This window comes from Micromonospora alfalfae (genome assembly GCF_022230925.1).
Lineage (GTDB): Bacteria > Actinomycetota > Actinomycetes > Mycobacteriales > Micromonosporaceae > Micromonospora > Micromonospora alfalfae.
In genome coordinates this window covers 1-22,547 of record NZ_JAKKFH010000035.1, presented here as the reverse complement: position 1 = coordinate 22,547, position 22,547 = coordinate 1, and the positions used below count along the sequence as shown (strand labels likewise).

18 protein-coding genes, 1 tRNA gene and 2 pseudogenes are annotated in these 22,547 nt (G+C 68.7%); 10 read left to right on the top strand and 11 right to left on the bottom strand.

Features of this window, described 5'->3' with window-relative positions; genetic code table 11:
• Window positions 1–160: 160 nt before the first annotated feature.
• From MED01_RS27300 to MED01_RS27285, 4 genes are all read right to left on the bottom strand, one after another.
• Window positions 161–580 carry a DoxX family protein gene (locus MED01_RS27300; protein ID WP_238671418.1) on the bottom strand — a complete coding sequence of 140 codons (420 nt, stop codon included), beginning with the start codon at window positions 578–580 and terminating at the stop codon, window positions 161–163.
• A 114-nt stretch (window positions 581–694) separates the two neighbouring features.
• Window positions 695–2,329 carry an FAD-dependent oxidoreductase gene (locus MED01_RS27295; protein WP_238671387.1) on the bottom strand — a complete coding sequence of 545 codons (1,635 nt, stop codon included), beginning with the start codon at window positions 2,327–2,329 and terminating at the stop codon, window positions 695–697.
• 114 nt (window positions 2,330–2,443) lie between these two features.
• Complete coding sequence (locus MED01_RS27290) at window positions 2,444–2,983, bottom strand: TetR/AcrR family transcriptional regulator (protein ID WP_238671386.1); 540 nt, start codon at window positions 2,981–2,983, stop codon at window positions 2,444–2,446.
• Window positions 2,984–3,289: 306 nt separating this feature from the next.
• Entirely contained in the window at window positions 3,290–4,144 is an 855-nt protein-coding gene (locus MED01_RS27285; protein ID WP_238671385.1) for a sigma-70 family RNA polymerase sigma factor, read from the bottom strand.
• Between the two features lie 120 nt (window positions 4,145–4,264).
• Between MED01_RS27285 and MED01_RS27280 the strand changes: the two genes are divergently transcribed.
• Together MED01_RS27280 and MED01_RS36205 are read left to right on the top strand one after the other, a co-directional pair.
• Entirely contained in the window at window positions 4,265–4,633 is a 369-nt protein-coding gene (locus tag MED01_RS27280) for a DoxX family protein (protein ID WP_238671384.1), read from the top strand.
• Between the two features lie 212 nt (window positions 4,634–4,845).
• Complete coding sequence (locus MED01_RS36205; RefSeq protein ID WP_238671383.1) at window positions 4,846–5,088, top strand: LPXTG cell wall anchor domain-containing protein; 243 nt, start codon at window positions 4,846–4,848, stop codon at window positions 5,086–5,088.
• 735 nt (window positions 5,089–5,823) lie between these two features.
• Here the strand turns inward: MED01_RS36205 and MED01_RS27270 are convergent.
• A complete protein-coding gene (locus MED01_RS27270; protein ID WP_238671382.1) occupies window positions 5,824–6,264 on the bottom strand; it encodes a hypothetical protein in 441 nt (146 codons plus the stop codon).
• A gap of 502 nt (window positions 6,265–6,766) precedes the next feature.
• Between MED01_RS27270 and MED01_RS27265 the strand changes: the two genes are divergently transcribed.
• The 4 genes from MED01_RS27265 to MED01_RS27250 all read left to right on the top strand — a co-directional run bounded on the left by MED01_RS27265 (window position 6,767) and on the right by MED01_RS27250 (window position 10,545).
• Window positions 6,767–7,339, top strand: a complete 573-nt coding sequence (locus MED01_RS27265) for an RNA polymerase sigma factor (protein ID WP_238671381.1) — start codon at window positions 6,767–6,769, stop codon at window positions 7,337–7,339.
• A complete protein-coding gene (locus MED01_RS27260) occupies window positions 7,336–8,481 on the top strand; it encodes a hypothetical protein (protein WP_238671380.1) in 1,146 nt (381 codons plus the stop codon). Before MED01_RS27265 ends, MED01_RS27260 begins: the two co-directional genes overlap by 4 nt.
• A gap of 751 nt (window positions 8,482–9,232) precedes the next feature.
• Window positions 9,233–9,370: a hypothetical protein gene (locus MED01_RS27255; protein WP_238671379.1), complete on the top strand. Its 138-nt coding sequence runs from the start codon at window positions 9,233–9,235 to the stop codon at window positions 9,368–9,370.
• The gene (locus MED01_RS27250) at window positions 9,367–10,545 is read left to right on the top strand and encodes a tyrosine-type recombinase/integrase (protein ID WP_308193570.1); all 1,179 of its coding nucleotides are present in this window, start codon (window positions 9,367–9,369) and stop codon (window positions 10,543–10,545) included. Before MED01_RS27255 ends, MED01_RS27250 begins: the two co-directional genes overlap by 4 nt.
• Here MED01_RS27250 and MED01_RS27245 read toward each other — a convergent pair.
• The 4 genes and pseudogenes from MED01_RS27245 to MED01_RS36370 all read right to left on the bottom strand — a co-directional run.
• On the bottom strand, window positions 10,485–11,531 hold the full coding sequence (locus MED01_RS27245; protein ID WP_238671378.1) for a protein kinase family protein: 1,047 nt from the start codon (window positions 11,529–11,531) through the stop codon (window positions 10,485–10,487). The genes MED01_RS27250 and MED01_RS27245 overlap by 61 nt on opposite strands.
• 301 nt (window positions 11,532–11,832) lie before the next feature.
• A pseudogene (locus MED01_RS27240) lies at window positions 11,833–12,759 on the bottom strand (hypothetical protein); the annotation flags it as partial.
• A 55-nt stretch (window positions 12,760–12,814) separates the two neighbouring features.
• Window positions 12,815–12,943 (bottom strand) — tRNA-OTHER (locus MED01_RS27235).
• Window positions 12,944–13,025: 82 nt separating this feature from the next.
• Window positions 13,026–13,171: pseudogene (locus MED01_RS36370) on the bottom strand (transposase); the annotation flags it as partial.
• A 321-nt stretch (window positions 13,172–13,492) separates the two neighbouring features.
• Between MED01_RS36370 and MED01_RS27225 the strand changes: the two are divergent.
• From MED01_RS27225 to MED01_RS27215, 3 genes are all read left to right on the top strand, one after another.
• A complete protein-coding gene (locus MED01_RS27225; RefSeq protein WP_238671377.1) occupies window positions 13,493–14,356 on the top strand; it encodes an alpha/beta fold hydrolase in 864 nt (287 codons plus the stop codon).
• A 1,548-nt stretch (window positions 14,357–15,904) separates the two neighbouring features.
• Entirely contained in the window at window positions 15,905–16,579 is a 675-nt protein-coding gene (locus tag MED01_RS27220) for a response regulator transcription factor (RefSeq protein WP_238671416.1), read from the top strand.
• Window positions 16,576–18,027 carry a HAMP domain-containing sensor histidine kinase gene (locus MED01_RS27215; RefSeq protein ID WP_238671376.1) on the top strand — a complete coding sequence of 484 codons (1,452 nt, stop codon included), beginning with the start codon at window positions 16,576–16,578 and terminating at the stop codon, window positions 18,025–18,027. Before MED01_RS27220 ends, MED01_RS27215 begins: the two co-directional genes overlap by 4 nt.
• Before the next feature lie 162 nt (window positions 18,028–18,189).
• Here the strand turns inward: MED01_RS27215 and MED01_RS27210 are convergent, their stop codons facing one another.
• Window positions 18,190–20,331 (bottom strand): MMPL family transporter, encoded by a 2,142-nt coding sequence (locus MED01_RS27210; protein WP_238671375.1) that lies wholly within the window; start codon window positions 20,329–20,331, stop codon window positions 18,190–18,192.
• Window positions 20,332–20,438: 107 nt separating this feature from the next.
• On the opposite strand from MED01_RS27210, the gene MED01_RS27205 reads away from it, so the two are divergent.
• Entirely contained in the window at window positions 20,439–20,756 is a 318-nt protein-coding gene (locus tag MED01_RS27205) for a hypothetical protein (RefSeq protein ID WP_238671374.1), read from the top strand.
• Here the strand turns inward: MED01_RS27205 and MED01_RS27200 are convergent.
• Window positions 20,751–22,082 carry a HEAT repeat domain-containing protein gene (locus tag MED01_RS27200; RefSeq protein WP_238671373.1) on the bottom strand — a complete coding sequence of 444 codons (1,332 nt, stop codon included), beginning with the start codon at window positions 22,080–22,082 and terminating at the stop codon, window positions 20,751–20,753. The genes MED01_RS27205 and MED01_RS27200 overlap by 6 nt on opposite strands.
• Window positions 22,083–22,547: the final 465 nt, after the last annotated feature.

Below are 22,547 nucleotides of genomic sequence, written 5' to 3'. Positions count from 1 at the left end.
GCACTACGTCACGGCTGCGCTGTCGCCCGCCTCTCCACATCGACCTGGCATTGGACGCGCTGTGGGCTGCGATCCGGCGCAGGCACGTCAACGTCCCACCCGCCGAATACGAAGCGTTACGCGCGATGACCCAACCCCTGCGCCATCGTCGCGTGTTCGATCATGCGGCCTGGACGGTAAAGGCCAGCGCCGCCGAGCAGATGACCAACATCGCCGTCGCGTTCAGGAACAGGTTGCGGCCGAAATCGTGGGCGCGGACATGCGCCGAGACCGCCACCACGAAGTAGCAGACCAGCGCCGCACACACGAGCACCGCCAACGGCGGAACCCAGATCCCGACGATGAGCCCAGCCGCTGCGGCAGCCTTGAGCGGAGGGAGAAACTTCCAGAAGCGTTCGGGGAACCGGACGTCGATCAAACACTGCCGAATGAAGGCGACCGGCTTTGCGCATAGCACCGCATCGCAGAGCTGGATCACTGCCAACAAGGCCAGCGGCCACCAGGGTTGCACCATCTCGAAGGACTCCTGAGGGTAATGGGTCACAATCAACCACACTGGACGTGATTCGAGCCTCACCATGTCGGACACCGGTGACCCGCCATCGTCTGCGAACCGTGCCCGACTCCTGCTGCCGTGCCAGTCAGCCACCCTGCCTCAGCGGAAAGGCTCAGCCCTCCTTCGTGTCTTGGCTTCTCACGCGCCCGGGCTGTCGTCGGGTAGCGGCAGCGGGTGGGCGTACCCGCCTGCGCCGAGGACGTGCTTGGCCACCGCGTCGGCGCAGGGAGTGCGTGCGCGCCAGTGGAGGTAGCCGTCCGGGCGAATGAGCAACGCGGTACCGGGCTTTGCTCGGTAGGCCCGGCGAAACGTCCCGTCGCGGTCGATGACCACCCGGCCGGAGGACGACGTCGACCGCGCGGGCGTGATCAAGCAGGTGTGCACCTCGTCGGGAAGAGCATCACGGTCGAGGCGGCTGGCGGATGCGTCGCCGATGAGGAGCAGCATCCATTGTGGCCCGCGGAGCAGGTCGAACAGCCGCAGCGGTTGCCCGGTTGCGGCATCGACGAGGTGCGCATCGGGGGCCCGATCGCCGGGTCGGACGCGGCCGCCGGACAGCTCGTCGTCTGCCAGGGGCCCGTCGCGGTAGCCGATGTCGATCTGGGACACACGAGCGGTGAGCCTGCGGTTGATCGAGGGTCGGCTGAGTAGCGGCAGGAGCAGTCGTTGCACGGCGAACCGGACGAGTGGGTTGCGACTGGTGACCACGTCGAGGATGTCGGTGCTCTGCGCCAACGCACGACGGGCGACGGGAAGGCGTTCGGCCGGGTAGGTGTCGAGCAGGGTGTCATCGTGGCCGTTGAGGCAGGCGGCAAGCTTCCATCCCAGGTTGTAGGCGTCCTGGATGCCGGTGTTCATTCCCTGCCCTCCGGTGGGCGGGTGCACGTGCGCGGCGTCGCCGGCGAGCAGGACCCGGCCGCGGCGGTAGTCCTCGACCATGCGGACGTTGACCCGGAAGTTCGACAACCAGGTCGCGTCGGACAGGCGGACCTGCGGGTGGCCGGTGCGTTCGTCCCATAGCCGCTGGAGGGCCTCCAGGGTGGGCTCGAGGTCGTCGCCGGCGGTGATGCTCGCGCCGATCTGCCACTGCCCGGTCTTGGGCAGGCCAGCCAGACCGAGGAACGACCCGTCTGTGCCGAGCCATGCATGTGAGCGAACGGCTCCGTCGACTTCGGGGTGCCAACCGGGAACGGTGACATCACCGAGCAGGTAGCGCTGCGTCTCGTCGGAGGAACCGGCGAACTCGAGCTCGAGTGTGCGGCGCACGATGCTGTGCGCGCCGTCGCAACCGACGAGGTAGCGAACGGTCAAATCCTCCCGGCCGCCGTCCGGTGTGGTGACCACGGCGCGCACCGCGTCGTTACCAGCGGTGAACGACTCGAGGCGAGTGTTGAACCGAATCGCGGAACCGAGTTCGTGCAGCCTCCGTGCGAGCAGCGTGGTGGTGCGCCACTGAGGAATCATCACGATGTTCGGGTACGGCAAATCCGCGCGCGGCTCGGCGAGACCGGCGGGTATCCGCGCAAGGCGCCGGCCATCGCGGTACAGGGTGATGTCCTGGCGCGACTGGCCGTGTCTCAGAACCGCGTCGATAACACCGAGATCGTCAAGCACCTCCAGGCTTCGAGGTTGCAGGCCCTTGCCTCGGGACTGACGAGGCAGTGTGGGCGCGGCCTCTATCAGCACCGCGCGAAATCCACGGCGGGCCAGATCGACCGCGAGAGTGAGCCCGGTCGGGCCGGCCCCGACGATCAGCACATCGACAGCGGGCATTTGTCTCCTCTTTCTAGGCGATGAACCCCGGTAGCAGTCACGATGCTCGGCGCGAGCGCAACAGCGACGGCAAGCACGGCGCCTGCCCGCAGGCGGGGGCACCCGAACGGGACCTCAGACATGGGGAATCAGGTCTGGCAGTAGGTCGAACACGGCACGTCGACTGCCAGCGTCGAGCGGTGGGCGAATGGCGTTCGCTCCGATCAGGACAAGAAGCGGCAGCAGGGCCGCGGCACGCGCCCGGGCCGGGTCGGGCACAGCGCGGTTCCAGAGGGTCTCGAGGAAAGTGAGCCGCGCGCTGTCGACGCGCTCCACCACGCCACGCGCACCGTCGTTCCCGATCGCCCACGCCCGGAGGGCCCGATCCAGCTCGGCGTCGAACAGCTCGTCGAGTCGCGAGGGGAGGGCCCGCAGGGCGTCGACCGGATCGGCGGTCGCGAGCTCGTCTGACAGCCCATGGAGCAGGGTGACCTGTCCATGCTCGATATGAGTCAGCAACGCCGCGTGGTAGTCGGCGACCCCCGTGAAGTGGTGATGGAACGACCCCTTCGTCAGGCCGAGGCGGGCAGCCAGACGGTCGATCCGCACACCCGCCGGTCCCTCGTCGGTCAATACCACGACGCCCTCGCCGAGCCAGAGATCACGTGTTCCCATCAATCGAGCATACCATACGGTATGGTATGCAGATCTTTCGGCAAGGATCCCGATCACCGCCGGAGACAACGCTCATCCGCGAAGACCTGCGCGTAGATCGGATCACCCGCTTTCTTCGAGGAGCGAGTGTTCGGCCCCCACCCCCACGCCGGCACCCTCCGGCTGGCCTTGGACGACGAGGCCGCTTCTACCAGTCGACACAGGAAGCCGAGCGCAGCAGACCGAATGGCCGCTGCTCTCGGCCGGCTTAATGACCTGCGTGGGTGGGCACCAGCTATCACTCGGATCCTTTGAGCGAACTGAGAATCACGCACCCAAGGCAGCGGGGAGGGACACGGTGCCGCGCTCGTAGGGCGTGATGTCGATGCTCGTGACGAGGCCGTCGTGGACGCGGATCCGGATTAATGCGAACGGGTGCCCACCAGGGGCGATCACCGCTCCTGGGTAACCCTCAACGAGGACCGGGGCGGCGGCGGCGATGCGGTCCACGAACGCCCTGGTCTCCTTCGCGACCGCCCAGGCGCCCCGAACGACAGGCGCGGCGCCGTTCGCGAGGAATCCGAGGTCGGCCGTGCGGACGACGTCAGGCGCCAGGAGCGTGACGAGCCGCGCGATGTCGCCGCCACGCGCCGCGGCGAGGAACGCGTCGATGATCTCCATCTGGTGGGCGGACCCCGGCAGGTCGACCGCACGAGCGTCCCTGAGCCGGATCCGCGCTCGACTCGCGAGCTTCTTCGCCGCGGCCACCGTCGTGTCGAGCACGGGCCCGATCTCGTCGAACGGGACGGCGAAGAGGTCATGCAGCACGTAGGCCACCCGCTGCGGGGGAGACAGTTCGTCGAGCACGACCAGCAGCGCCCGGGAGACGTCCTCACGCCGGACGAACGCCTCGTCGGCCGCGAGCTGCTCGCTGGGGATGTCGTCGGCCTTGAGCGGGACCTCGCGCCGGCGATGGCGGGCGCGAAGCTGGTCGAGGCACAGGCGTGCCGTCACCGTGGTGAGCCAGCCCTCGGGGTTGACCAGTTGCGCCGGGTCGGCCGACGTCGCGCGCAGCCAGGCGGCCTGCACCGCGTCTTCGGCATCGTTGCGCGAGCCGACGATGCGATAGGCCAACGACATCAATCGGGCCCTCGAAGCCTCGAAGTGTTCGACGAGTTCCACGTCTGGTCACCTTTCATCCGTGCTGGGCGTCAGAAGGGGCGAGAGACCACAGCCTGATGAACCCGCGCACGTGGAGGCACCTATGAGTTTACCGATTGCTCAATCGCGCCGACGCGCGTCATGATCGCCGTACTGGAGGGCGTCCTGGTCGTCGCGACCGTCCTTTGCGCCCTTGCCAACGCCATCGAGGTGACCGCCAAGGTGATCAGGGCGGACTTCGTGATGCGCAACTGTGCCGAGGTCGGGCTGTCCGCGCGGTGGATCCCCTACCTCGCGGTGGTCGAGGGGGCCGGCGTCGTCGGTCTGGTGCTCGGCTTTCTCGGCGTACATCCCGTCGGATTGGCCGCAGCCGTTGGCCTCGTCCTGTTCTTCGTCGGCGCGATCCTGGCTCACGCCCGCGCGCGGGTGTTCCACAACATCTCGTTTCCCGCGGTCTTCCTCGTCCTCGCCGTCGCCGCCGTGGGGCATTTCGCGTCGACGACCGCCTGATCAACCGCCGATCGGCCTTGGCGGTGCAGGGGCCGAGGGTCCGCGTGTCGGGGTCGCCGATCTGTGCCGCCGGAGGGGATGAGGCGGCTGCACGCCCCCTGCACGTGCCCGAAGGGCGGAGTTCACGCCGATCCTGCGCGACCTCGACCACCCGGCCGGCGAGGAAGATCCTGGCCGGCGAGAACGGCGAGGACGACCACACTCTGGCGCAGGTGCGCGCCGACGACAGCGACGAGCCAAGCGTCTTCGTGCCAGCGAAGAAGATCGGCGTGAGCTCGCCGAGCGTCTCGGCGTCGGCGTCGGCGTCGTCGTCGTCGTCGTCGAGCGCCGGCCCGGGCCTGCCGGTCACCGGCGACGACACCATGCTCTTCGTCGGCGCGGCTGCGATCGCCGTCGCGGTCGGCACGGTGCTGGTTCTCGTCGCACGGCGCCGCCGTGTACGCCTGCAGGCCTGATCGACCGAGATCGCTCCAGCGGCCGAACACCCGCACGCTGTAGCGTCCCCCGCTGTGTCGAGCAAAGCGAAGCGCGCCGAGGCCCCAGCACCACGCTGGAGCCTCAGCGCCGCGACTCCGGCCGCGACAACGCCCTCGACGCGGCGATCGCCGGGTGTTGACGTTCGTGGTCCTCGTCGGCCACTCGAGCCTCTTCGGCTTCGTGTCCGCCACCCCCACACGTCCGGGACAGTGACCTCGCACTGGTCGCGGCGTCGGCCAAGACTTCGGCCAGCTGCGCCACAGTGCTCACCGTCGGCCGCCGTGGAGCAGGCGATGCCATGAGCAGTGAGAAGACTGGCAGCCGGACGGACTCGTGTCTGCGGACCTCTACGGTTCGGACGTTTCCATCGACGACCCGACCTGTACGCCCGAGACACCCTGGCCCCGCCTGCGCCACTCGATCAGAGCGCGTGGGACCCCCGTACGGGAGGCAACCCGCCGCGGGTGCGCCAGGCGGGAGGCCCCGCCCGCCCAACCCCGTGCCGACGGCCAGCATTCTGGCCTTGGCCGGGGGTGTCGTCGCGGCACTGATCGTGCGCCGCCGGATCGCCGTGACCACTGTCGCCCGGGCCCGCAGCCTGTGGGTGCCGGCCCGCTTTGAGCATTGAGTAGCGCCGAGAGCAAGCGTCCCCGTGGGGGCAGCCGAACTCACGGGGACAGACACGCCCGACCGCGAAGTGTCGGCCCGGCCGCTCAGGCCGGGCTGAACTGGATGAGGACCGACGCGGTCGGCAGCTCGTCCGGAGCGGGTGGCGCCTCGGTTCGCCAGGCCAGCCGTACGCGCCACCGGCGGCCCGGCGGAAGGCGGTAGGCGTCGGCGATGCCGCCGGCCGTGCCGCTAGAGAACCCGAGGATGCCCGACTCGAAGACCACCTCGAGCACGTGGCTGCGGTCCCAGCCGGCCGGATCGAAGTCGGCCGGCCCGTCCCAGGTCTCCAGCCGGGTGTCGCTACCCAGCACCACGGTGTCGTCGATGTTCTCGACCACCACGTAGCCCGGCGCCGAGCTGACCCATTGATCGAGCTCGTGCGGTGAGGGTGGAACGTTGCGCCGGTCGTTGCTGTCGCCGATCATCGCGAACAGTCGATAGTCGACATCGACGTACAGCTCGGTGTGCTCGACCAGCGCCGCCATGCTGGCCCCTCCCCGCTCGGTGGACTACGAGGGTAGCGATCTCCCGCCGACCGTGAGTGTCCGCACACTTAGTCGCCCTTGCGTCGGCAGCAGCGAGTATCCCGAGTGCGGTGTGATGGCGATGGTGATTGCAGGCGTAGAGCCAGGCAGGTAGGGCCGCTCGTCGGGCGGTCTCGGATCGGTAGGCCCGGTCGCCGCGACTAAATCGGGTGAGCCACCACTTCTCGGTGCCCCTGGCAGCCCCATCGAGAACCAGATCCGGCCCTGAAACGGCGGGGAGACTGCCATGTGGGCTGGGAGCCTCGCTGCCGCGACGCTGCCGCTACCTTGCAGCTTCGACTCCCGGCCCCTGGCCTGGGCCCCACGCTGACGGCGTCGCAGCCGCTCATGCCGCCGAGAGGTCGCTATTGGGCGACCGCATGCCGTCGGCCCTCGGCGTCTGAACACTTTCCCGCCTGATCGGCAATGTCAGGGTGAAGCACGGACTTTGCCGAGGAGGGCCATGGCTTCGGATGCGGATTTGATAGGCCGGTCGCTGGATGGCGATGTCGACGCCTTCGTAGAGGTGGTCGAGCGTCATGAGGCCGCCGTCGGTGCGTACCTCGTTCGCCGGGCTGGGCGGGATGCGGCTGAGGACCTCCTGGGCGAGGTTTGGGTTGCGGCGTTCGAGTCGCGGCGATCGTACGACCGGTCGTACAACGATGCGCGGCCGTGGCTGTACGGGGTGGCATTGAATCGCTTGCGGCGCTACTGGCGGTCCCGGCCGGCCGAGGACCTGGTGGCGGACGTGCCGGACGTGGCTACTGGATGGGATCCGTGGTTGGCGGTGGACCTCGGCGTGGACGCCCGGGCGGTGCTCCGGTCGGCCCCGACGCGGCTCAAACCCGAAGAGCGGGAGGTCCTGAGGCTCGTCGCCTGGGAGGACCTGACCGCAGCCGACGCCGCGCGGGCCCTCGGCATACCGGCCGGCACCGCGCGGCGGTTGCTGAGCCAGGCCAGGACGGCGTTGCGCGACGCCCCGGGGGTGTCCGCGCTTCTGAAGGACCGCAACAGCGCGAAGGAGAGACACCGATGACCGACGAGCTTGATCTGGTCGGTGCGTTGGGCAGCGCAGAACCACTACGCCCGGAGGCGTATCAGCGGGCGCGGGCGGTGCTGCGGGCGGCTATGGCCGACCCCGGAACCGTGCGGCTGCTGGGCGCGAAATCAGCGGAGGACACGACTATGGAGGCGACTTCAACAATGGAAACGACGACAACCACGCGGGACCACGAATCCAGTCCGGCGCTTCAGCGCCGCCGCAGGATCGGCGTCGCGGGCCGATTGGGCATCGGCGCCGGGGTGGGGGTTGCCGCGGCGGCGGCAGTTGTCGCTGTGGTGCTCAACTCGCCGGCGACCGGGGGAGTGGAGGCCAGCAAGGATTCGCCAGCCGCCACCTCGGGCTCGACCACCGTCGACGGGTCCGCCGAGCGCGCGCCGCTGATGACCCTGGCTGGGTCCATCAAGACGGTCACCCCGTCGACGGGCGACGCGTGGCTGGTGAAGGCGACGCAGGTCCACGGCACCAAGACCATGCAGGTCGTCTACACGCTGTACACCGATGGTCACGCGATCTACACGGGCAACAGCGTGAAGGACATCAAGCGTGCGATCGCCCGTCACCAGGACCAGATGACGGACGGCGGCTACGCTCCGCTCCTCAAGGCGGCCGTCGCCGCGGCGGACAGCAGCCCGGCCGACGGCCGGATCCAGATGCTCAAGGCAGCCAACGATCCGCTGGTGGGCCTCGACCCCGCAGCGCAGAAGGCGGTGTGGGACAAGCAGCAGGCGGATGTCCAGGTGATCATCAAGCAGAAGGGCGGTAACGCCGAGCCGAAGCCGTACAGCCCCCAGGCCGTTCAGCGGCACTTCGACAACGCCCTGTGGACGTACAGCACCCAAGCGCTGTCCGCTGGCGACGGCAACACGCAGGTCCGGGCCGGTGTGCTGCGTCTGCTGTCCACCATCTCCGCGGTCAGCGTCAAGAACTCGACGACCCACGGCAAGGCCACGCTGACGATCACCGCCGGCCCCGAGGTGTTCGGCGGCGAGGGCAGCGAGGTGCTGACCATCGACGCCACGACCGGCATGCTCGTCAAGGACGTCTCCACCGTGCCGGGCCTCCCTCAGGCCTCCACGACGTACGAATCCTCCCGCGTGACGAAGGCCGACCTGTAGGCCGGGAGCTCCCATCCACCAGCATTCGGTAGACGGGCGTCAGGCGCCCGGCGTTCGATGATCCCGGTCGCCGACTACCTGGTGCGATCCCGCCGCAGGCGCCGTGACCAGCGCGTCCTTGGTGGTGACCTCTTCGGAGGTCACCACCACAGCTAGGCTTGTGCGAGCTTCAGAATCGCACTGAGCGTTATCGGCGGTGGGGCAACGGGTCGTGTCGCCCTCGGACACGAACCATTACCGCACGGTGCGCGCTGAGATCGATTGCAGCGCGCACCGTTCGCGTTTCAGGCTGGTAGTTCAGCCGCGCTTGTCTCGCCATCGGCCAGGGGACGGGCCAACTCCGACGGACCCGATAATGCTGTGATCTCTCGGTGCAACTGGAATCGTGACGTGCCAAGCACCGCGTCGATTCCCTCTTCCAAACCGCGAATGCGTCACGGATCGAAGACAGCCGGGCCCCGGCGGGTCCCCAACAGGGTGGCGCTGAGTACGGTCTCCCATAGGGCATCCGGCCTGGGAGCAAAGCGGATACAGGGTGCCGATGTGAGTGCGTTAGGTGATACCGCTCGCTGCGACGAGCGGACGTCAGCCGTTGCCGTGCTGCCGTTCCTGCTCCGCCAGAGCAGCCGCTGCCCTGTCCAGGTCGTAGTGAGGAAACACTGCATGCCGGCCGCGGGTTCACGACCTCCGGCATAGTTTCGCCGTCGCGACGCTGCTGGACGCCTACCGCAACGGCGACGACGTCCAAGCGATGCTGCCGCGCCTGTCGACCTACCTGGGGCACGTCAAGCCGAAAGACACGTACTGGTACCTCTCGGCAGCTCCGGAGCTGCTCGCCCTCGCCGGCGAGCGACTGGAACGCCACCTCGACACCGGAGAAGCCGCATAAGCACCCTCGGTCCCACCCTGCAGTCGTTCTTCACCGACAGGCTGGCCCGGCAGCGTCACGCCAGCAGCCACACGACCGCCGCCTACCGGGACACCTTCAAACTCCTGCTGACCTTCGCTACGGCCACCACCGGCCGGGCACCCTCCAACCTGCAGATAGCCGACCTGGACGCGCCCATGATCAGCGCGTTTCTCGATCACCTGGAAACCGGGCGCGGCAACAGCGCCCGCACCCGCAATGCCCGCCTCGCCGCGATCCGTTCCCTGTTCAGCTACGCGGCTCTGCGCCACCCCGAGGACGCGGCCGTCATCCAGCGCGTGTTGGCGATCCCGACCAAACGTTTCGAGCGTGCGATCGTCACCTACCTCACGGACCCGGAGATCGACGCCCTGCTCGACGCCCCCGACCAAGGGACCTGGACCGGGCGGCGCGACCATGCGCTGCTCGCCCTCGCCATCCAGACCGGTCTGCGCGCGACGGAACTGACGACCCTGAAACTTCACGACACACACCTGGGCACCGGAGCGCACGTCAGCTGCATCGGCAAAGGCCGCAAACAGCGGATCACGCCGCTGACCAAGGACACCGTCACCACGCTGGAGAACTGGCTCAAAGACCGCGGCGGAGTACCCGCCGACCCACTGTTCCCCACCCGCTCGGGCACCGCCATCACCCGGGACGCGCTCGAACGGCGAGTAACCAAGCACGCCGCGACCGCCGCACTGGCCTGCCCGACCCTCGCCGAGAAAAAGATCTCCCCGCATGTCCTGCGCCACTCCGCAGCCATGCGGTTGTTGAACGCCGGAGTCGACACCACCGTCATCGCCCTCTGGCCGGCCACGAAAGCGTTGCCACAACCCAGATCTATATCCACGCCGACCTCGCACTCAAGGAACGCGCGCTGGCCCGAACCACGCCGCTCGGCACTACTCCAGGGCGCTACCAGCCCACCGACACGATCGTCGCCTTCCTGGAGAACTTGTGATTATGCCGACGCCACCCGCTGGCTCGCCGACGAGCCAGCAGGTCGGCTGCACACAGGAATCCTCGATTCAACGAGGGGCTCGTCGACCCGACGATGTCCGGAGCCGAGAGGAGGGTTTTGTCCGCTTCCTCAACTTGCCCGATCCGCATTGATCCGGACCGTGGTTTCACTGCCGGGATACTCGGCGTGAAGGTCGCCGTCGAACAGGCGCCAGCAGAAGTCGTTCATCCGGGCGGCTGCGGGGGCGTGTCTGGCGATGATTTCCGCGACGGGTAGCGGCACGTCCGGTGGGATGTCGCCGGACGCGCATCGCCGCACAAACTGATTGCGGGCGACGGGACCACTGTCGGGCGGCACGGGCACCCCACATGCCGAAGTGACCAGCCAGTTCACCAGCCGCATGGAAGCATAGTCGGCATCGTGACCGGCGTTGCGGGCAGCGAATTCGCGCTCGGCGTCCGACAGGTCGAAGCGTGGTGAGGTGGCGAGCCCGAAGTCGACCAGATAGAGCCGGTCGTCGTCGGCCCGGATGTTGCCGAAGTGTCCGTCCAAGTGCAGCACATCGCGGTGACGCAGGAACGCCACCATGTCGAACAGTTGCCGCTCGACCGCCGCGGCTCTGCCGACCGGGTCGCTCAGCCAGCGAGGCAGCCCGTCGGGGAGAGCCTCGAAAAACAGCACGAGGCTCGCGGTGGCGCCCGCCAGCGCTTCGAACCGGGCACGCACGGCCTGGTTACCACCGAACTGAGCGACGACGGCGTCAATGTCGAGGTGCTCAGCCGCGACCGGCGGGCGGCCCGGCAGCACCCGCCAGTGGTGCAACAGCGGGAACGATTCCGTCTCCCCGGCGAGGACGCCCTCGGTGACGCTCTGGTTTGCGGCCAGCTCGCGCCACGCGCCGAAGCCCGGACCGGCCAGGCGGTACATGCCGTATTGGCAACGGACCGGCAGGTCGAACAGGTTCGCCGTGCTGTGCGGATGATCCAGCTCCCGGTCGGTGATCGGAACCCGCTTGACGAACACGGGCGTGCCATCGACATCGGCGATCGAAGAGCCGCCTCCCACGCCTACACCCACGGGTGACGCGGCCTGCAACAACGCCGACAGTTCACCGTCGGCGCAGGCGGCCAACGACGCCGCGACGCGGTCATGAAGGGAACGGCGGGTAGGGAGCATCGCTGCATCATGCCATCGGGCGACAGCCCTCTTGGTGCAGTGCCGAGCGCCTTCCTGCGGCAGGCGTCGATGATGCGCCGAATGCGACGGTGACGGCGCCGCAAAGGTTGGAAGAGTACTGGTACAGAACGTGACGACTCACTGTCATGCGCGATCCGCGCGTCATCTCACGCCAACGATCCCTCGCCGCTGGCAACGACGGCGGGTTGTCCGGCTCACCCGGCGTCGCAATACCGATGGCCCGGGTGCCTCACGTTCCTGAGCGGGACGAGACTTCTCCGGAGGCCCCATCGGCATAACCGTGAGGTCCGCATAAGTGCGGATGCAGCCGTTCCCCGAGCCGCTTCCACCGCTCCGCGTAGCGCACGACATCGCCGAGCTTGCCTGGACTCGCGCCGACGACATCGTTCAGCGCGGCGAGAAGCACGCGCCGCTCCGGGCGTCGGAAGGCGCGGAATCGCGTGGGTGTCACGAGCGATGCGTCCCCGCCGGATACCTGGCAGGCGAGGCGCAGCACGTCGGTCGTCGTGTCCACGTCAACCAGCGGCCGGCCGAGAACGAGCCGGATCCCGTTGAGCACGGCACGGTTCTCCCGTACGGGGATCTCGGCCGGCTGCGCGCCGTCCACGCACGCGACCGCGAGCTCGCTGAGGATCGCGAGGTCCGCTTCGCCGAGCGGCGTTGAGCTACTGGCCAGGGCCAGATACAGCAGCGTTGCCTCTACGGCGACAGCGTCGCCGAGGCGTAGCAAGGTCACCCGGTCACCGGCTGCGGCGATCAGCTCGTCGTGCGCGGCCAACAGCTCGGCATAGGTGTGCTGGTAGGTCCCATAGGTCGGCAGGTCCAGCAGGTTCAGCGCACCCGAGGCGGCGACGTCCCGCAACTGCTCGTCGGTTGCCGTGCCTCCGCCGGTGAAAACGGCCGCCCGCAGCCGATCCGTCCAGAACTCGGCGGTGTCCGGCACGTCATCAGGGAAGCCGATGAAATAGGCGTTGTGCTGGACATGGTCGCCCACCAGTTCGCGCACCGCCGAGACGACCATGGCTGCCAGGTCCATTGCCGGCGCCGGGGCCAGGGCGCCGATGTGCTCCAGCAGAGCGCGCGACGCCGAAAACCCGACATCGAGCAGCGCCACGTCCAGCTGTCGGGCCAGCGCCGTGCTATCGCCAGCCGCGCCAGTGCTGGCCGGCACGCGCAGGGTCTTCTGGATGATCAGCTTCTCGAGCACGTGGTTCCCCGTTCCGGCCAACTCCGGCAGTTGCCCCTCGGCAGCTGCGGCACAGTGGGTCGCCGGGGACTCGAACCCCGAACCCTTCGATCCAACTAGGAGAAGGAAGCGCACCCATCACCGTGCAAGCGGGGAGCGGACACGCTACTCAGTCGAATGCTCTATCCAGTTGAGCTAGCGACCCAGATGTCGATCATCGCACCGGCCGGTCCGACATGGCTATCCCGTTTCGAGGGGTGCCATCGGACGCGGCGGACATGGGAGTGCCGGAGGAGGTCGAGGTTCGCGCGGCCGTACATCTGTCGCTTCATGGTTTTGATGCGGTTGACATGGCCTTCGACGGGGCCTGAGCTCCAGGGTTGGGTGAGGCGGCGGCGACCGCGTCGCGGTCGCTGGCCACGCCGGCGGCGAAGCCGCGTAGTTCGGGGTATCCGGCAGGCCCCATGGATCCGACCGCCTCGCCGGTTCGAGCCGGCCGTCGGAACGGATCATCTCTGGACAGAGTTATTCGGCTTTTGTCGCTGCGCGTTGCCGTTCAGAAGGCGGCACCCGTCCTAACGGCTGGAACATCAATCCCACCGACAGTGCGTTGAGCAGGGCTCTCTGTTCGGTGACCTCTTCGGCGGACCCGAAGGCGTCAGCGCTGGCGCCTTCCGCGGAGGGGGTAGGGCGGCGTCCACTCATGCCGATGAGTAGATGTTTTTCTTGGCGGGGGCCTGGATACTTTCCGCGCATGTTTGACGGTTTCGAGGACGAGCGGGTCGATGTCGGGGAGGTGGAGCTCCGGGTCCGGTATGCGGGGCACGGGCCTCCGGTCCTGCTCATCCACGGGCATCCGCGTACGGGATCGACGTGGCATCGCGTCGCGCCGCAGCTGGTTGATCGCGGGTTCACCGTCGTCTGTCCCGATATGCGCGGCTACGGGCAGTCCAGCAAGGCGCAGATCCTCGCGGATCACTCGCAGCAGTCCAAGCGAGTGGTTGCCGCGGACATGGTCCAGCTGATGGAGAAACTGGGCCACCCGACGTTCGCAACGGTCGGACATGACCGTGGGTCGTACGTGGCGTTGCGCCAAGCGCTTGATCATCCCGACACTGTCGGTCATCTTGTGATCATTGACGGCGTTCCCATCAGTGAGGCTCTTGCCAGGTGCGATGCGAAGTTCGCCCATGACTGGTACCACTGGTTCTTCTTTGCTCAGCCGGACAAGCCAGAGCGAGCCATCGCCGCCGACCCCGATGCTTGGTACGCCAACAAGGCCCGGTCCGAGAGCATGGGAGCCGCGAATTACCAGGAGTTCCGGCAGGCCATCCACGATGCGGCCACGGTTCGGGCAATGCTGGAGGACTACCGAGCCGGCCTCGGCGTTGACCGAGCGCACGAGGAAGCCGACCGGCGTGACGGTCGTACTGTCCGCTGCCCAACTCTCGTGCTGTGGTCGACCCGGGACGACATGGAAGACCTGTACGGCGACCCGCTAGCCGTCTGGCGCCCGTGGGCCCCCGATCTACGCGGGCACTCAATTGAGTCCGGCCACCACGTCGCCGAGGAGAACCCCGACGACTTGACCGCAGCCCTGCACCGCTTCTTGTCCTGAGCCTCCCGCCCCCACACGGCACCAGCCGGGCCTTATCCAGGGCACACTTCCCGTGGTGTCGAACTGGTCGAGAAGCTCGACGGATCACCATGGTCGCGCAATGTAGCCACGGGTTTCTCCCATGACCAGGTGCGCACATCTGCCGCCGACCGGGCGTCACCCCTCAGCGCTATGCGACGGGCGGGTCGACTGTGCCGAGCGGTAGGCGCGTGCGACCGTTGAGGACATTCCCAGCCGTAGTCTTGCTGACCCAACTTCGACTTGTCGTCACCGCCGACCACCGGCGACATCCTGATCTGCCGCTGGTCGGGCGCCCGCCTCTGCATCCCAGTCAGGAGCGCGCGTCGCCGGCCTTGAGACTCCGCAGCTGTTCGACCTTGCGCTCGGCGTCCCCCCAAGTCCGCTTACCCGCTGATCAATATGACAGTTGACGACACCGCCCGCCGGGGTCGCTCGGTTGAGCACGGCCTCGGCGGGCGGCTCGGGGTTGCGCTGACCTGTGGAGATGCGGTCGGGCGGTGCGGCATGACCTTCCAGTAGAGGTCGAAGTGGTCAGCGGAAGGAACGAGTTCCACGGAGGCGGCCGGACCACGGCAGGCAGGGGCTGCGAAGGCGAACGACGCGTGGTCGATGGCCGGTTCGCCGACCTCAACCCTCACTGCGCGGTACCACGACAAAAATGGGTGGCCTCGCCAGCCCGTCCGGCCCTACCTTGCAATTGGATCTATCTTTCCCATCCACTCACGAGAGGACTTCACTCCGCGTGACGCCGCCTGCCCTTTAGACCTGACACCTTTTCCGTGCATCGGTCGCCGACGTCGCCGTCGGCTCTTTTCCCATGCCTTCCGTCAGGTCTTCAGAGGGATCATGTCTACGCGTCCTCATATCGTTGCGTCCTGGACCCTTCGGCGCACGTACTCTCCGCTGCTCGCGTTCCGCTGCGTCCGCTGCCAATCCGGCCTCGCCAGCACCGGCGACGACACGTCCCGCATCAATGCCAGCGGCGAACTCCTCGACATCCCGCCCCTGGCCACCTACGTTTCCTGCGACCCCACCAGCAGAATCACGGGTCGCGATCGCGTCCCGGTCCGATACCTGGATCCGATCCGTCTGGAGGGCTACTCCGGAAACTCCTCCCGCCGTGGGCCTGATCTGGGGCGACAGGCAAGGTGGCCTTGCCCCGGACTGCATCATGCGGCGGTCCGCGCACGGTCGCTCATGACCGGGCGCGAACGAGGATCAGGGCCGGCCCGATACCGGCGACGAAGGTGAACGGCCGGGTGCGTGCATCCGGTGCGGTTGTTGGACAACCCGACGTGCAGCGACCGGTACGGTCGCGCCTCGCCGACGTCCGCTCATGGCCGATGAGCGTGCCCGGCCGGGTATCCGTGACAGAAACTGAGTGGCAGACGTTGCCAGGAGGCGCGATGCGCCACAGTAGCCCTCGTATTCGCCTATTGCCGTTGCAGCATTAATCCTGCCCTCAGGTTGATCGGGGAGGATGAGCCCAAAAGCATCAACGGGAGGGAGCGGGCCGGCGTGCGAATCATGATCGCCGATGACGAGGCGGCCATCCGTGAGTCGCTGGAGCGGGTGCTTCAGGTCGAGGGCTACGGCACCAGCACCGCCTCCAACGGTCTCGCCGTGCTCGACGGGATCGGTGGCGCGGCGCCGGATCTGCTGATCCTCGACGTGATGATGCCCCGCCTCGGCGGGTTGGAGACCTGCCGGCGGTTGCGGGCGGCGGGTCGAGATCTGCCGGTACTGATGCTGACCGCCCGGGATCAGGTCTCCGACCGGGTCGCGGGGCTGGACGCGGGCGCCGACGACTACCTGCCCAAGCCGTTCGCCACCGAGGAGTTGCTGGCCCGGGTCCGGGCCCTGCTGCGCCGCCGCGCGCCCGGCGACGACGAGTCGCAGATCCTGTCGTTCGCCGACGTTCGGCTCGATCCGGACAGGTTCGAGGCGTGGCGGGGTGGGCGGCCGCTGTATCTGACCCGGACCGAGTTCTCCCTGCTACAGGTCCTCATGCGCAATGCGACCCGGGTGTTGACCCGCGACGCGCTGTTCGAGGCGATCTGGGGCTTCGACATGAGCACCACCGCCAACAACCTTCAGGTGTACGTGAGCTATCTGCGCCGCAAGATGGAGGCCGAGGGTGAGCCGCGATTGATTTACACGCTGCGCGGCTTGGGGTACACGCTGCGGGAGACTCCTCCGTGAGCAGGCCCGCCGGGCGGGTACCGCGCCGGCTGACCCGATGGTGGCGCCAGCGGTCCCTGCGGACCAGGCTGACGGTGATCGCGGCGACGGCCATCGCGGTCAGCGTGTTCGTGGCCTTCCAGGTGGCCAGCGAACTGCTGGACTCGGAGCTGCGGGACAACGCCGAGGATCAGCTACGCGCGGACTCCCGCGTCCTGGCGACGACAGTGGAGCGCACCGGTCTGGCGCAGTTCCAGCTGCCGCCGTATCCCGGATCCGGTCGGCTGGTGCGGGTCATCCTGCCCGACGGTTCGACCCGGACGCCGGCCGGCCAACCCGCGCTGCCCCCCGTCAGTGGGCACGCCGGGCGGGTGGCGCAGGGCGCGTCGGCCGACCTGATGGAGTCGAACGACAACGATGAGGACGGCTACCTCATCTACACGCTGCGGGCGGGCGACGGCGCGGTCCAGGTGGCCCGCAACAGCGACGACAGCCCGATCAACCAGTTCGGACTGGGCATGCTGCTGATCGGACTGCTCTGCGTGGTCGGGGGTGCCCTTGTCGGGCGGACCGTGGCGCGGACCGGGCTGGCGCCGATCGACCGGCTCACTGCCGCCGCGGTTCGTGTCGCGCAGACGCGGGACCTCGACGCCGACATCCCGGACGAGGGCGGCGGGGAGATCCGGCGGCTGATCCGGTCAATCAACGACATGCTCGCCGCGCTCCGGGACTCCCGGCGGGCGCAGCGGCTGCTCGCCGAGGACGCCGCCCACGAACTCAAGACCCCGCTCACCAGCCTGCGCCTCAACGTTGAGCTGCTGATCCGGCTCGATCGGCGCGGCACCCTGGACAGCGCACTGCCGGCGGAGAGCCGGACCCGGCTGCTCAACGATCTCGGCGCCCAGGTGGCCGAGTTGAGCACCCTTGCCGCCGAGCTGACCGACCTGGCGCGCGGCGACGTCAGCGACGAGAGCGCCGAGCTGCTCGATCTCGCGGACGTGGTGGTGGCCGCCGCGGCCCGGGCGCGTTCCCGCGTGCCCGACATCGAGGTCACGCTCGACGTGACCTCCGTGTGGGTCAGCGGGCGTCCCGCTGCGCTCCAGCGGGCGGTGCTCAACCTCATCGACAACGCCAGCAAGTGGTCCCCCGCTGACCAGCCGGTCCAGGTGCGGCTCCGTGCCGAGGGCGCGTCGGCGGTCCTCGAGGTCGACGACGCCGGGCCGGGCATCGACGCCGCCGACGTACCGCGGGTGTTCGACCGGTTCTACCGTGCCGACAGCGCCCGGGCGCTGCCGGGATCAGGTCTGGGGCTGTCGATCGTGCAGCGGGTCGTCGACGCCCACGCCGGCCGGGTCACCGTCGCCCGGTCGGCACGCGGTGGGGCGCTGCTGCGGATCATCCTTCCGGCCGCCGCCCCGCCCGCTCGGATCACGCAGCTCACCGCGGGGGCGGACACGGTGGCTCGCTGACCCGCTGCGGCAGGGCGCCGGGACCGCCACGACGCGCGGTGCCAGGACCCGCCGCAGCGGGCGGCGCAGGACAAGGGCGGCGGACACGGTGACGGCCGCGGGCCATGACAAAGATCCGGGGCGGGCAAGGGCCCGCCCCGGATCTCGACTGTGCCGCCGCGCTCACCGTTGCGGCGCGGGCCCCTCCACGAGCGGCCGTTGATCGTCCGGCTGCTCCACCGGTCGGGACAACCGGCTCGGCCACCACATCCGCCGGCCGATCAGCAGCGTGAGGGCGGGCACCAGGACCGACCGCACCAGCAAGGCGTCGAGCAGCACGCCGAAGGCGACCAGGAACCCGACCTCGATCAGCATCACCAGCGGAAGTGAGGCGAGAACCGCGAACGTGGCCGCTAGGACCAGCCCTGCCGAGGTGATGACGCCACCGGTGGCGGAGAGGGCTTTGAGCATGCCCTCTCTGGTGCCGAGGCGCACAGTCTCCTCCCGGGCCCGGCTGGCCAGGAAAATGTTGTAGTCGATGCCGAGCGCCACCAGGAACAGGAACGCCAGCAGCGGCACCGAATAGTCGACGCCCTCGAACCCGAGGATCGTGTCGAAGACGAACACGCTGCCGCCGAAGGCTGCGGCGAACGAGACGATCACGGTCGCCATCAGGACCAGCGGGGCCACGATCGCGCGCAGCAGTAGCCCGAGGATGATCAGGACGACGGTGAGCACCAGCGGGATCACCAGCTTCTCGTCGCGGGTGGTGGTGACCTCGGTGTCGAGGTTCTCCGCGCTCGGCCCGCCGACGATCGCCTCCGCCCCGTTCACCGCGTGCACGGCGGTACGCACCCGCTTGATCGTGTCGTACTCCGCGGCGGTGTCCGGCGCGTCGGTCGGGAACACGGAGATGTCGGCCCAACCTCCGCTGGTCTGCCCTGGGACGGCCAGGGCCACGCCGCTGGTGCCCTGGACGATGTCGAGCACCCGCTCCTGGTGCGCCGGCCGCGTGAAGATTGTCATCGGCTGGCCGCCGAGCTCCGGGAAGTGCTGGCGGAGGACGGTGAAGCCGGTGACCGACTCCGGCGCGGACAGGAACTGGTCCTGCTCCCGCAGGGCGCCGGTATTGCCCGCCACCCCGATGGCGAGCACGCCGAGGACTCCGAACGAGCCGAGCGTCGCCACCCACCGGCGGCGGCTGATGGTGGTGCCGAGCCGTCCCCACAGCCCCGGCTTCTCCTGAACGGCCGTGTCGAACCGCGGGATGGCCGGCCAGAAGATTCGCCTGCCGAGCACCACGAGCAGCGCCGGGAACAGCGTCAGCATGGCCACCAGCGCGCACAGGATGCCGGCCGCGCCGATCGGGCCCAACCCGCTGGTGCTGTTCAGGTCGGCGACGAGCAGGCAGAGCAGGCCAGCGATCACGGTGGCCGCGGACGCGACGATGGCCGGCGCCGCGCCGCGTAGCGCGTGGACCATCGCGACCCGGACGTTCTCGTGGTGGTGCAGTGTCTCCCGGTACCGGGCGATGAGTAACAGCGCGTAGTCCGTGCCGACGCCGAATACCAGGATCGTCAGCAGCGCCGAGTTCTGGTCGTTGATCACGATGCCGAAGCCCTTGACGAGCAGGTAGACGGTCGCCATCGCGGTCAGTGCGGCCGCGCCCACAGCCATGAGCGGGATGAGCCACAACACCGGGCTGCGGTAGGTGAGGATCAGCAGGAGCGTGACGACGACGACGGTGGTGAGGAAGACCTGCAGGTCGACGCCGTCGAAGACGGCGTCCATGTCGCCGTCGACCGCGGCGGGTCCGGTCACGTCGAGTTCCAGGCCGGCGGGGCGGTCCTTCGCAGCCTCACGCAATGGGCCGACAAGGGTCTCTGGTGCGCCGTAGGTCGTGCTCACGTCGAGGGTGAACATCATCGCCTTGCCGTCGGTGGAGGGTCTCGTCGCTGGGCCCTCGTCGTCCTCGCCGCCGGCCGCGGTCGCCTTCGGCGGGTACCGCTTGGCAAGGGTGTCGTGGTGGCGCTCGACCGACGCGCGGTCGGCGTCGGTCATGCCGCCGGCGCGGTGGTACACGAAGACGAACGTGTTGTCCTCACCGCCGGGGAGGCTGTCCTCCAGCACCGCCACCTTGGTGGACTCGGCGCTGGCCGGCAGCGTGTCCACGGCTCTGTCGGTGGTTACCGAGCTCAACTTCCCGCTCAACGGCACCATGACCGCCGCCAGCGCCACCCACAACCCGATCACCAACCACGGCACCCACCGGCCTGCCAAGCGACCGGCCGGCGCTTCCCCGGGCGGCGCTGCCTTGACTGCCATCACTAGCTTCCTCCATACGGGTCACATCGCTTATCTGATGCCGACTTCGTACCGAGCGAATCTGAGACGACAGTTAATGCGCCGCTCAGGCCGGGTGGCCGAGCCAGATGCCGAGCGCACGCACCAGCGCGGTGGTGTGCAGATCCTGCGCGGTGGGCAAGGCCCGGGCGACGCAGCCGTCGGGCCGGATCAGCTACGCGTCGACGTCCATCCGGTCCGTGCGGGCGGTGACGGCGTTGACCCGTCCGGTCGCTGTCGGCGCCGACGGCACGGCCGCGCAGATCAATCTGTTGCTGAACACGAGCCCGTACTCGAACTCGGCGCTCGACCTGGCCGGTGGCAACCTGCGGGACGTGGCCCACGAGCGCGCCCCGGCTCCGGAGGTGCGCTCGCTCGACGACGAGGCGTGTCGCCGCCGGTCATAGCGCCGTCTGATGGGGCAGGCCGGCGTGGAACCGCAGCAGTCGCACCGTGTGCTCGCCGAGGATCGGGCGAGCGTCCTCGATCAGCTCGTCAAGTTCGGCCGCATGCTTACGGGACGGCCCGTGATAGGTCGTAGCCGCTTGCCGACCGAGCCACGCGCTGAGGTCCGCTCGCGCACTGCCACGCAACCGGTCGTCGGGATCATCGATCAGCCTTAGATTGGTGACCAGCCGTTGCCAGGCGTTCCCCGCGATCAGTAACCGGTACCCCGCGAACCTGACATGCGGCGCGTTGCCCGGACCGAGCAGCGCCTCCAGCATCCCTGGGTCAAGGACGCCGAGGTCCTGGCGCAGGGCCACCACCACCTGGCGGGTCACCGCACCGGACTCGTCGCGCAGCAGCGACACCAGGTCGGCCGACCTGGTCACGCCGAGGCGACGCAACGCCCGGACCGCTTCAACCCGACCACGCGAACGTGGATGCGCCAGCCATCGCCGAACCAGGCCGGCATCCTCGGCGTCACCGGTCTCGCCCAGCCCGGCGATCACCCCCGGCGCCGGTGGCCCCCACCCGGCGGCGAGGCGGCGATAAGACACTGCCGGATCCCCGCCGCTACGGCGCAGCGCGGCCTGAGCGATCGCCCGCACCAGCGGATGCCGATCGGGCAACGCGGCCTCAGCAGCATTCAGATCACCGACCGCGGTCACGGTCTGCAATGCCTCAGCCCGAACCAGCGCCGTACTACTAAGCAGCAACCCACGCAGCTGAGCGGGGTCGGTCGCGACTTCAACGGCGCCTCGGGCGCACAGGATCCGAATCGGCAGGTCGTCGTCTTTCATCGCGGCGGTTGTCAACCGGTGCAAACTCAACAGACCACCGGTCGTCGCGGCGCGGTATGCCGCTCGCCGGGTCCGACGATCCCGCGCTGCCAGCAACGGCTCCAAGCCACTCAACGGCAGGGTCCGCAGGGCACCCTCGACGTGTTCTGCCAACCAGGCGCCCTCACCCCGCCCGCGCAGGGCGAACGCCATTTCCGCGAGCTGGGTCAACGAACCCCGCGATGACGACCACCAAACCTCCACCGCCCCTCTTGCCCGCTGGCGCACCTCAGCCACCCAGTCGACGGTCCGAAGCGCCAGCACCGCAAGCGCCGCCGGGTGTGCGTGATCAGCCAGGTGAGCGACCGCCGCCTCGCGGATCCGCCCGTCGCGGTGGCAGCCGGCCATGACCAGGTGGAGTAGCTCCACCTCACCGTCTGCAAGGTCCGCCGCGAGGCTCCGCGACCAGCGCGGCGCCGACCACCACTGCCCCCGCAGCGCTTCATCCACCGCCAACCACCACCGTGCCTCGGCGGAACCAAGCGCATCCACAGCCACGGCCCGGATACCCGGCTCACCATCGCGAGCCACAGTCATCAACCCGGCCGAGAACTCCGCCGGACTAACGCTTCGATCGAACCCGCCAGCTCCAGCCCGCACCCACTCGACGGTCGGCAGCTCAGGCAGATAGTCAGGTTCAGGCAACTCGTCCGAGCCGCCCGTCAAACTTCGCAGCCGCCCCCGCAAGACCGTCCCCAGCGACATCGCGCCCACCGACGCCTCCGCCCCCACCGCCGATCACCATGATTGCAGCCATTCTGTCGCCCATGAGTCGACCGAGCGACCGCATTCCCTGCGCGTGACAGCGACGCCGCAGCGGCGACCCGGGAACCAACCGCCGGGCATTCAGCAGCGAATCGATGGCCTTCACGCTGGGGAGAATCCTCGCCCTGAGTGCGTGTTTGACAAGGTCGA

Excerpts from the sequence above, each read along its gene's own strand:
- MED01_RS27205 (WP_238671374.1), top strand. The coding sequence starts at position 20,439 with ATGCCGAGCGCACGCACCAGCGCGGTGGTGTGCAGATCCTGCGCGGTG.
- MED01_RS27255 (WP_238671379.1), top strand. The coding sequence starts at position 9,233 with ATGCTGCCGCGCCTGTCGACCTACCTGGGGCACGTCAAGCCGAAAGAC.
- MED01_RS27210 (WP_238671375.1), bottom strand. The coding sequence starts at position 20,331 with ATGGCAGTCAAGGCAGCGCCGCCCGGGGAAGCGCCGGCCGGTCGCTTG.
- MED01_RS27220 (WP_238671416.1), top strand. The coding sequence starts at position 15,905 with ATGATCGCCGATGACGAGGCGGCCATCCGTGAGTCGCTGGAGCGGGTG.
- MED01_RS27295 (WP_238671387.1), bottom strand. The coding sequence starts at position 2,329 with ATGCCCGCTGTCGATGTGCTGATCGTCGGGGCCGGCCCGACCGGGCTC.
- MED01_RS27260 (WP_238671380.1), top strand. The coding sequence starts at position 7,336 with ATGACCGACGAGCTTGATCTGGTCGGTGCGTTGGGCAGCGCAGAACCA.
- MED01_RS27245 (WP_238671378.1), bottom strand. The coding sequence starts at position 11,531 with ATGCTCCCTACCCGCCGTTCCCTTCATGACCGCGTCGCGGCGTCGTTG.
- MED01_RS27270 (WP_238671382.1), bottom strand. The coding sequence starts at position 6,264 with ATGGCGGCGCTGGTCGAGCACACCGAGCTGTACGTCGATGTCGACTAT.
- MED01_RS27225 (WP_238671377.1), top strand. The coding sequence starts at position 13,493 with ATGTTTGACGGTTTCGAGGACGAGCGGGTCGATGTCGGGGAGGTGGAG.
- MED01_RS27280 (WP_238671384.1), top strand. The coding sequence starts at position 4,265 with ATGATCGCCGTACTGGAGGGCGTCCTGGTCGTCGCGACCGTCCTTTGC.
- MED01_RS27265 (WP_238671381.1), top strand. The coding sequence starts at position 6,767 with ATGGCTTCGGATGCGGATTTGATAGGCCGGTCGCTGGATGGCGATGTC.
- MED01_RS27300 (WP_238671418.1), bottom strand. The coding sequence starts at position 580 with ATGGTGAGGCTCGAATCACGTCCAGTGTGGTTGATTGTGACCCATTAC.
- MED01_RS27290 (WP_238671386.1), bottom strand. The coding sequence starts at position 2,983 with ATGGGAACACGTGATCTCTGGCTCGGCGAGGGCGTCGTGGTATTGACC.